At 68.6% G+C, this 7,958-nt stretch carries 7 protein-coding genes and 4 pseudogenes; 10 read left to right on the top strand and 1 reads right to left on the bottom strand.

Annotated elements, in window-relative coordinates; translation table 11 throughout:
* Positions 1 to 374 precede the first annotated feature (374 nt).
* The gene (locus AOK11_RS17010; RefSeq protein ID WP_055594569.1) at positions 375 to 1,289 is read right to left on the bottom strand and encodes a LysR substrate-binding domain-containing protein; all 915 of its coding nucleotides are present in this window, start codon (positions 1,287 to 1,289) and stop codon (positions 375 to 377) included.
* A 141-nt stretch (positions 1,290 to 1,430) separates the two neighbouring features.
* Between AOK11_RS17010 and AOK11_RS17005 the strand changes: the two genes are divergently transcribed.
* From AOK11_RS17005 to AOK11_RS16975, 10 genes and pseudogenes are all read left to right on the top strand, one after another.
* The gene (locus tag AOK11_RS17005) at positions 1,431 to 2,435 is read left to right on the top strand and encodes an aldo/keto reductase (protein WP_055594568.1); all 1,005 of its coding nucleotides are present in this window, start codon (positions 1,431 to 1,433) and stop codon (positions 2,433 to 2,435) included.
* Between the two features lie 32 nt (positions 2,436 to 2,467).
* A complete protein-coding gene (locus AOK11_RS17000; protein WP_055594567.1) occupies positions 2,468 to 2,887 on the top strand; it encodes an SRPBCC family protein in 420 nt (139 codons plus the stop codon).
* Between the two features lie 208 nt (positions 2,888 to 3,095).
* Positions 3,096 to 3,203: pseudogene (locus tag AOK11_RS45020) on the top strand (fic family toxin-antitoxin system, toxin component); the annotation flags it as partial.
* Positions 3,197 to 3,633: pseudogene (locus tag AOK11_RS46420) on the top strand (transposase); the annotation flags it as partial. The pseudogenes AOK11_RS45020 and AOK11_RS46420, both read left to right, overlap by 7 nt.
* A 21-nt stretch (positions 3,634 to 3,654) precedes the next feature.
* Positions 3,655 to 4,068, top strand: a complete 414-nt coding sequence (locus tag AOK11_RS16990) for a cytidine/deoxycytidylate deaminase family protein (protein ID WP_055594566.1) — start codon at positions 3,655 to 3,657, stop codon at positions 4,066 to 4,068.
* 104 nt (positions 4,069 to 4,172) lie between these two features.
* Entirely contained in the window at positions 4,173 to 4,454 is a 282-nt protein-coding gene (locus AOK11_RS46765; RefSeq protein WP_079034904.1) for a transposase, read from the top strand.
* A 279-nt stretch (positions 4,455 to 4,733) separates the two neighbouring features.
* On the top strand, positions 4,734 to 5,264 hold the full coding sequence (cpt, locus tag AOK11_RS16985; RefSeq protein ID WP_055594565.1) for a chloramphenicol phosphotransferase CPT: 531 nt from the start codon (positions 4,734 to 4,736) through the stop codon (positions 5,262 to 5,264).
* An 80-nt stretch (positions 5,265 to 5,344) separates the two neighbouring features.
* Positions 5,345 to 6,140: pseudogene (locus AOK11_RS16980) on the top strand (LysR substrate-binding domain-containing protein); the annotation flags it as partial.
* A 265-nt stretch (positions 6,141 to 6,405) separates the two neighbouring features.
* Positions 6,406 to 6,540 (top strand): annotated as a pseudogene (locus AOK11_RS45015) (cytochrome P450); the annotation flags it as partial.
* Positions 6,541 to 6,723: 183 nt separating this feature from the next.
* Complete coding sequence (locus tag AOK11_RS16975; RefSeq protein WP_055594564.1) at positions 6,724 to 7,713, top strand: aldo/keto reductase; 990 nt, start codon at positions 6,724 to 6,726, stop codon at positions 7,711 to 7,713.
* Positions 7,714 to 7,958: the final 245 nt, after the last annotated feature.

The following is a 7,958-nucleotide window of genomic DNA, read 5'->3' as shown; positions in this document are numbered from 1 at the left end:
CCGCACCGGACCAGGCCAAGGACCCTCAAAGGGGGAAGGGGGAGGTGCGTTGCGGTCGGGGGCGGCCGGACCGCGACGGTTCCGGTGCACCGGGCGTTGGCACTCGCACCCGTACGACTTCGGCGGAAGGCGCCATTCGTCAGGTGCACTGTCCTCTTCGGCCGAATGCGCACGGTTGGGTCTGGCGAGCAGCAGCGGGTGCGGTGCGTCAGGTCGTCGGCGAACCCCTGACGCCGTGCGTGGGTCCACCGGCCCGCTCCGCCGCCCGAGGAGTGCCCGGATGGCGCTCCGGCGGGAGCATCCGATGAAACGACACCGGTGGTTCCAGGCGCGGCCGGGACGTCGGTGACAGCGTGATGCCGTGGCGCAGGGGTTCAGACAGTGAGTTCGTGTTCCTGGTTTCCGGTACTCAGGACGGTCGAGCGGAAGGAGGCGACGACTGGGCGGAGATCGATCCGGTGCCAGGCGGCCCACAGGCGCACGGATCTCTGGAACCAGGGGAGGTCGCGGACCGTGACTCCTGGGATGCGGCCGCGCAGCATGCTCTTCTGCACGAACGCCATGCCGAGCCCCGATGCGACGAGGCCGAGTGCGGTGAGGGGGTCCGGCGCCTCGAGCCGGATGTCGGGGGTGAAGCCGACGGCGGCGCAGGATGCGACGAAGCCGTCCCGCCAGGTGAGATCCTGGCTGTCTTCCAAGGCCACCCATGGCTGGGCGTCGAGGTCCCCGGGCGGGATCTCCCCCACGTCGGCGAGGGGGTGGCTGGTCGGCATGGCCAGGAACAGGGGGTCCTCGAGGAGGAGGGCGCTCCGCAGGTCCGGATCGGTCTCGGGCGGTGCCTGCGGGACCAGGGCGATATCCAGGCTGCGTTGGCGCAGCCCCTCGAACTGCTGCGATGCGGTCAGGTCGTAGAGGGCGACGTGGATCCCAGGACGGTCGTCGTGCAGCTCCCGCAGGGCCCGGGGCAGGAGACCGGTGTGCATGGCGTCGCCCACGTATCCCACACACAGGCCGCCCTCCTCGCCCCGGCCGAGACGCCGGCCCAGGTTCTCCAGCCGGTCCGCGTGCCGCAGCAGGGCCGTGGCCTCGGTGAGGAAGACGCGGCCGTCGGAGGTGAGCCGGATGCGCTGCTGGCTGCGCTCGAACAGCGTGAGGCCCAGGCTCTTCTCCAGCTGAGCGATCTGCCGGCTCAACGGCGACTGCGAGATGTGCAGGCGTTCGGCGGCCCGGCCGACGTGTTCCTCTTCGGCGACGGCCACGAAATACCGGAGTTGGCGCAGGTCAAGCATGTAAGACCTCCTGGGACTCAAGTCTGTCCAAGCAAGTCTTGGACAGTCTTACCCGTCGATCCTAACCTCGACAGAGCAAGAGCCGCAGAGCGGAAAAACCCACGAACTCTGCGTCACGCAATGAAAAGAAGGATCTTCCCCATGGGCATCAAGTCCCTTCTGCCGGGCACCCTCGGCTTCGGTACCGCACCGCTGGGCAACATGTTCCGCAGCATCCCGGACGAGGAGGCCGCGGCCACCGTCGAGGCCGCCTGGAACCAGGGCATCCGCTACTTCGACACCGCCCCGTTCTACGGCGCCGGCCTGTCCGAGATCCGACTGGGCGAGATTCTCGCCGGCCGACCGCGCGACGAGTTCGTGCTCAGCACCAAAGTGGGCCGCGTCATCCTGGACGAGCTGGAGGACCCCACCACCCGAGACCTGGGCGAAAAAGGCGGCCTCTTCGCATACGGCCGCCCGAACAAGGTGATCGACGACTACACGGCGGACGCCACCCTGCGCTCCATCGAGGACAGCCTCACACGCCTGAAGACGGACCGCCTCGACATCGTCTGGGTACACGACGTCGCCCAGGACTTCCACGGCGACCACTGGCTGGCCGTCTACGAGACCGCGCGCACCGGCGCTTTCCGCGTGCTGCAGCGGCTCCGCGAAGAAGGCGTCATCAAGGCGTGGGGCCTCGGCGTCAACCGTGTGGAGCCGATCGAGCTCACCCTCGACCTGAACGAACCCCGGCCCGACGCGTTCCTCCTGGCCGGCCGCTACACCCTCCTCGACCACAACCGGGCCCTGCAGCGCCTGCTGCCCACCGCCATCGAGCAGGGTATTGACATGGTCGTCGGAGGCCCCTACAGCTCCGGCGTCCTCGCCGGCGGCCGACACTTCGAGTACCAGCAGGCCCCGGCGGAGATCATCACCAGGGTCGAGCGGATCAAGACCCTCGTCGCCGAGCACGGTGTGAGCGTCAAGGCCGCAGCGCTGCAGTTCGCACTGGCCCACCCCGCCACGGCAGCCGTCATACCCGGCGCCACCCGGCCCAGCCGCATCGCCGAGGACATCGCCGCCCTCTCCGAGAGCGTCCCGGTCGCCTTCTGGGCCGCCCTGCGCGACGAGAAGCTCATCGCCGCCCACGCCCCCACCGCCTGACACTCCGCAGCACACCACAGAAAGCACCCACCATGGCCACCACCACAGCATCCCTCGACCTACCGCAGGACCCCGACCGTGTCTGGCAGCTCATCGGCGGTTTCGGATCCCTGCCCGACTGGCTCCCCTACATCCCTGAGAGCGAACTGAGCGAAGGCGGCCGTGTGCGCCGCCTGACCAACCAGGACGGCGGTGTCATCATCGAGCGCCTCCAGGCCTTCGACCACGATGCGCGCAGCTACTCCTACGCCATCGAACAGGCGCCCTTCCCGGTGACCGGCTACCTCTCCACTCTGCGCGTCCACGCCGTCCCCGGCAGCCCTCACGCCTCGCGCATCGAATGGTCCGGCACGTTCACCCCCGTAGGGGTCAGCGACGCCGAAGCCGAGGATCTTTTCCACGGCATCTACACCGATGGTCTCGCCGCGCTCGAGAAGACCGTAAGCGCCTGAAGCGGAACGGCGTCACTGAGCGCCGCCAGCGCGTACTGGCGGCGCTCGGCGATGCCGGGAGCTGCGCCGGGGCCCATCGACGCGACGTACGCAGGGACGTGCCGGAGTGCGTGCGGTGGACTCGGCCGGCCGCTTCCCGGCCGCACGCCAAATGCTCTTCGGTGAGGCCGAGGAAGCTCAGCAGACGGCTCGGGGAGCGCGCGACCTGATGGATCTGCACATCCACGTTCCCTGGATCCTGCAGGCCGCCGAAGCCGCCGGGGTGAACGATCCGGCTCCTGACGACTACGGCGTCCCGGTCTCGGCGGTCGCCCGCACGGAGTCCGGCACCTGTTTGCCGCCTACGACCTGGGCAAGGACAAGCTCTACGGCCACATCAAGCCGAAGAAGAACCGCACGAAATTCCTGGAGTTCTGCCGCTACCTGCGCAGCCTCTACCCGCCCGAGATCCGCATCGCGATCGGGCTCGACGACTTCTCCCGCACCTGACCACGAAGAAGGACACCCGCGTCGGTGACTGGGCCACTGCTCACAACGTCGAGTTCGCCTACACCCCGACCAACAGCTCCTGGCTGAACCGCATCGAGGCCCAGTTCACCGCCCTGCGTTACTTCACGCTGGACGGCACCGACCACGCCGGCCACAAGGAGCAGGGCAGCATGATCCGCCGCTACATCATCTGGCGGAACAAGCACACCGCCGATATTCGCTTGCGCACCATCGTCACCCGGATCAACGTCGCCTGACACCTGATGAAGGCAGAGAAGATGACCACGCAGACCCACCACGTCGATCACGAACTCATCCAAGCCGCGGCGCACGTGGCTCGCACTCGCTGCCGGGGTGACAACCACACCATGGCAGCCGCGGCCCGTGCCCGGGACGGCCGGATTGTCACCGCGGTGAACGCCTACCACTTCACGGGAGGACCGTGCGCGGAGCTGGTCCTCATCGGTGCGGCAGCCGCGCAGGGCGCCTACGACCTGGACACGGTCGTTGCTGTGGGCGACCGCGACCGGGGGGTTGTTCCCCCGTGCGGTCGGTGCCGTCAGGTCCTTCTCGACTACTTCCCCGCCCTCAAGGTCATCGTTGGCGAAGGCGACCGCGTCCGAACCGTCCCTATCACCGACTTGCTGCCCGAAAGCTACGTCTGGGCCGACCACCAGCTCGACGCCGAGTAGACCGGGCCACTCAGCATGGGCTGGCACCGTCAACCGACAACGGGGCGAACGTTGTCTGATGCAGGACTGGATACGGAGAAAGCAGAAACGGATCCTCCCAGCTCATCCACCTCGCCTGCGATGGCCGCGGTCGTCCCCTCGCGATCCCGCCGATACCGGGCCAACGCCACGACAGTCTCTGCGCACGCCCCTTCCCGGAACGCATCCGCGTCCCGCGGACCGGTCCGGGCCGGCCACACTGCAGGCCTGATCAGGTCATCGCGGACAAGGCCTACAGCTCCCGAGGCTTCCGCGCCTACCTGCGCAAACGCGGCATCGCACACGCCGTCCCGGAGAATACCGACCAGCGGTGTCACCGGCACAACCGCGGCCGTCGCGGCGGTTGACCACCAGGACTCGACCGGGAGATCCACCGACGACGCAACATCGTTGAGTGCTGTTTCAACCGCCTCAAGGGCTTCCGTGGAATCGCCACCAGATACGAAAAGACCGCCCCGTCGTACGAAGCAGCGGTCAGTCTCGCGTCGTTTCCACTCTGGAAAAGATCCGTTTGAAGGCGAACCCAGGGCTCTGACCGGGAAGGTTCGTCGGGTTGTGGCTGGTGGTGCAGGGTTCGCGAAAATTCGTTTCGAGCCTTGCCCTGGTGCCTCTACTGTGGCGCGGTGATGACTCAGGTGATCGTTCTCAATGGTGGTTCCAGCTCGGGGAAGTCCGGGATCGTTCGGTGTCTGCAGGCAGTACTGCCGGATCCGTGGCTGGCCCTGGGGACAGACACGCTGGTTGAGGCGATGCCGGCGTCCATGCAGGCGTCGGATGGCGGGATCGAGTTCGCTCCGGACGGAGCGGTGATCGTCGGTCCGGAGTTCCGAACGCTGGAAGCGGCATGGATCGAGGGGGTCGCCGCGATGGCCCGTGCCGGCGTCCGGGTCATCGTCGACGAGGTCTTCCTCGGCGGAGCGGAATCGCAGCAGCGATGGCAGAAAGCCTTGGGCGAACTGCGGGCGCTGTGGGTCGGTGTCAGGTGTGACGCTGCGGTAGCCACAGGTCGTGAGGTCGCACGAGGTGATCGGACCATCGGAATGGCCGCATCCCAGGCGGAAGTGGTCCACCAGGGCGTGACCTATGACCTGGAGGTGGACACCACGCATGTGGAAGCGATGGAGTGCGCACAGACCATCGCCGCACATGTCAAGTGATCGACGGCCCGGCTGTCTGCCGCTGTGACCGCATCGCCGGGACGATTCAGGCCGCAGTGGTGAGAGGGAGTCCGCCCCGGCTGGAGCGCGGCAGCCGGGGCGTCACCCTGACCGAGGCCGGGGCGGTACCGCTGCGGGAGGCGCGGGTGGCGCTGGACGCCGTCGAGGCCGCCGAGCGGCGCACCCGCCGGGCAGCCCCTGCCGCGACCGGCCGCCCCGCCGTGGTCCTCGCCGCGAAGGCGGGCGCCTCTGGTGAACTGCTGGCGAAACTCCTCGACGCCTACGCAGCCGAGCCCGGCGCCATTGCCGTGGACGTCGTGCTGTGCGGGCCGGGCGAGCAAGTACGGGTGCTGCGCGACGGCCGGGCCGACGTAGCCCTGCTCCACCGGCCGTTCGACGACACGGCCGGCTTCGACACCGAAAACATGCACACCGAGGGTCAGGTGGCGATCCTCCCAGTGGGCCACTCCCTCAGTGCCCGTCCCCACCTGCGGCTCGCCGAGGTCACCGACCTTCCCCTGCCCCGCTGGCCGCGCCCCGACGGCACCTTCCCGAACGGCCGCGGCCCGCAGGTGCGCGACCACACGCGGCTCAGCCAGCTCATCGCCCTCGGCCGCGCCTGCGCGGTCGTCCCGGAGTCGGGCCGTACCGGCCTCCGCAAGGGTCTGACCGCCGTACCAGTCCTCGACGCCCCCACGTCACCACGGTCATCGCCTGGCCCCACACAGCCGCTTGACGGCGGTCGCGGCGCTGGTCCGCGCTGCCACCCCCCTGTGCCCCATGGCAGTGAACGCCGGGCTCAGCGGGAGCAGGCACCCGGCCGTGGTCTGTCCGACAGTCGCAGCCAGTGCGGTCAAGGGGAAACGCGCACGGTAGCGGAGCCGGGTAAGGGACCACGCGAGCCGGCCCCACCCTGGTCAGAGGCAGGCTGGTCCCGCCGGTGCGGCGGCAACGCGCCGAATACGCACCAACGCGGTGCCATGCATCGGGTGTGAAGCCATCGTGGTGTGCGGGAGTGCAGAGCGTCATCGGCCGGCGCGCACCGGGTGCGGACGGCCGTCGGGTGAACCACACCGGGTGTCGCGCATCGTGTACCGGGTGCGGTGCATCGAATGCATCCGGTAGTGGCGGGCGTCCGGTGCGCCTGAAGGCCGGGGGCGCGTTGTCGGCGCTGTCCGTACCCTTCCCAGGCCTGAAAGTGGAGGTGCCCGCGTCGGAGCTGCGCAACCAGCCGGTGGTCTCGCGGAACGACCTGTTCGAGCTGCCGGTCCGCCTGAACGGTCGACTTGCGTGGGAGTGCGCTACGGGTCGGAGCGTCGCAGACACCGCGGCGCACGAAGCCCGTGTCGCCTCGTGCCTCTCACGGGATGCCGAGCGGGGGAATGTGTCGCTAGATGGATGAAGGGCTTCGTGCCGCCCGAACGATGAACGAGTGTGCAGGGAAAGGCTGGGACACGGCATGCAGAAGCGCAGTCTGCGGGACCTCCAGGTATCGGCCATCGGCCTGGGGTGCATGGGCATGTCCGCCTTCTACGGATCCGCCGATCAGGAGGAGGGGATCGCGACCATTCGGCGTGCCCTCGGCCTCGGGGTGAACTTTCTCGACACCGCGCAGATGTACGGGCCGCTCACCAACGAGTCGCTCGTCGGCGAGGCGATCCGGGGACATCGCGACGAGTACGTGATCGCGACGAAGTTCAACTACCGGATGGACAACGCCGTACCCGGCGACATCAGCACGGTCGGCCCGCAGGACGGCTCGGCCGAGCACGTCCGGAGCTCGGTCCACGGTTCCCTGAAGCGTCTGGGAACCGACCACATCGACCTTTACTACCAGCACCGGGTCGACCCGAACGTACCCATCGAGGAGACGGTCGGCGCGCTGGGCGAGCTGGTCGCCGAGGGCAAGGTGCGGTACATCGGCCTGAGCGAGGCGAGCGCGGAGACCATCCGGCGCGCCGACGCCGTGCACCCGATCACCGCGGTGCAGAGCGAGTACTCGCTGTGGTCACGGGACGTGGAGGCCGAGGTGTTGCCCGCCTGCCGGGAGCTGGGCATCGGCTTTGTGTCGTACTCGCCGCTCGGCCGCGGTTTCCTCGCCGGGCGGTTCACCTCGCCGGACGAGCTGGACGCGAACGACTGGCGCCGTGAGAACCCGCGCTTCCAGGACGCCAACCTGGAGGCGAACCTGCGGCTGGCGGAAAAGGTGAAGGAGATCGCCGCCGAGAAGGACGTGACCCCGGCCCAGCTGGCCATCGCCTGGGTGTTGGCCCGGGGTGAGAACCTGGTACCGATCCCGGGCACCAAGCGCCGCACCTACCTGGAACAGAACGCTGCCGCGGTCGACATCGCGCTGACCGAGGACGACCTGGCCCGCATCGACGCGGAGCTGCCCGAGGCACAGGGTGAGCGGTATGACGAGGCAGGGATGAGAAGCGTCAACCGCTAGGCCGCCTCTTTCCGATCATCCGAACGTTGGACTGGTCGTGAGGAGTGCGTCTGGGATGTCCGATGCCGCGTGGGCGGTGATTGAGCCGTTGCCGCCGTTGCCGGTGGGCCGGGCCCGCGGCAGGTGGCGTGAACGCTGCCAAATGCTGGAGGACATCGTGTTCAAGTTCCGGACCGGTGTGCCCTGGGGCAGAATCCGTCGAAGAGGTTCGGGCTGGGGCAGACGGTCCACGGGCGCTTCGCTCG

This window comes from Streptomyces hirsutus, from assembly GCF_001418415.1.
Classification (GTDB): Bacteria; Actinomycetota; Actinomycetes; order Streptomycetales; family Streptomycetaceae; genus Streptomyces; species Streptomyces hirsutus.
The sequence above is the reverse complement of the archived record's forward strand: the minus strand, read 5'-3'. Positions and strand labels throughout refer to the sequence as shown.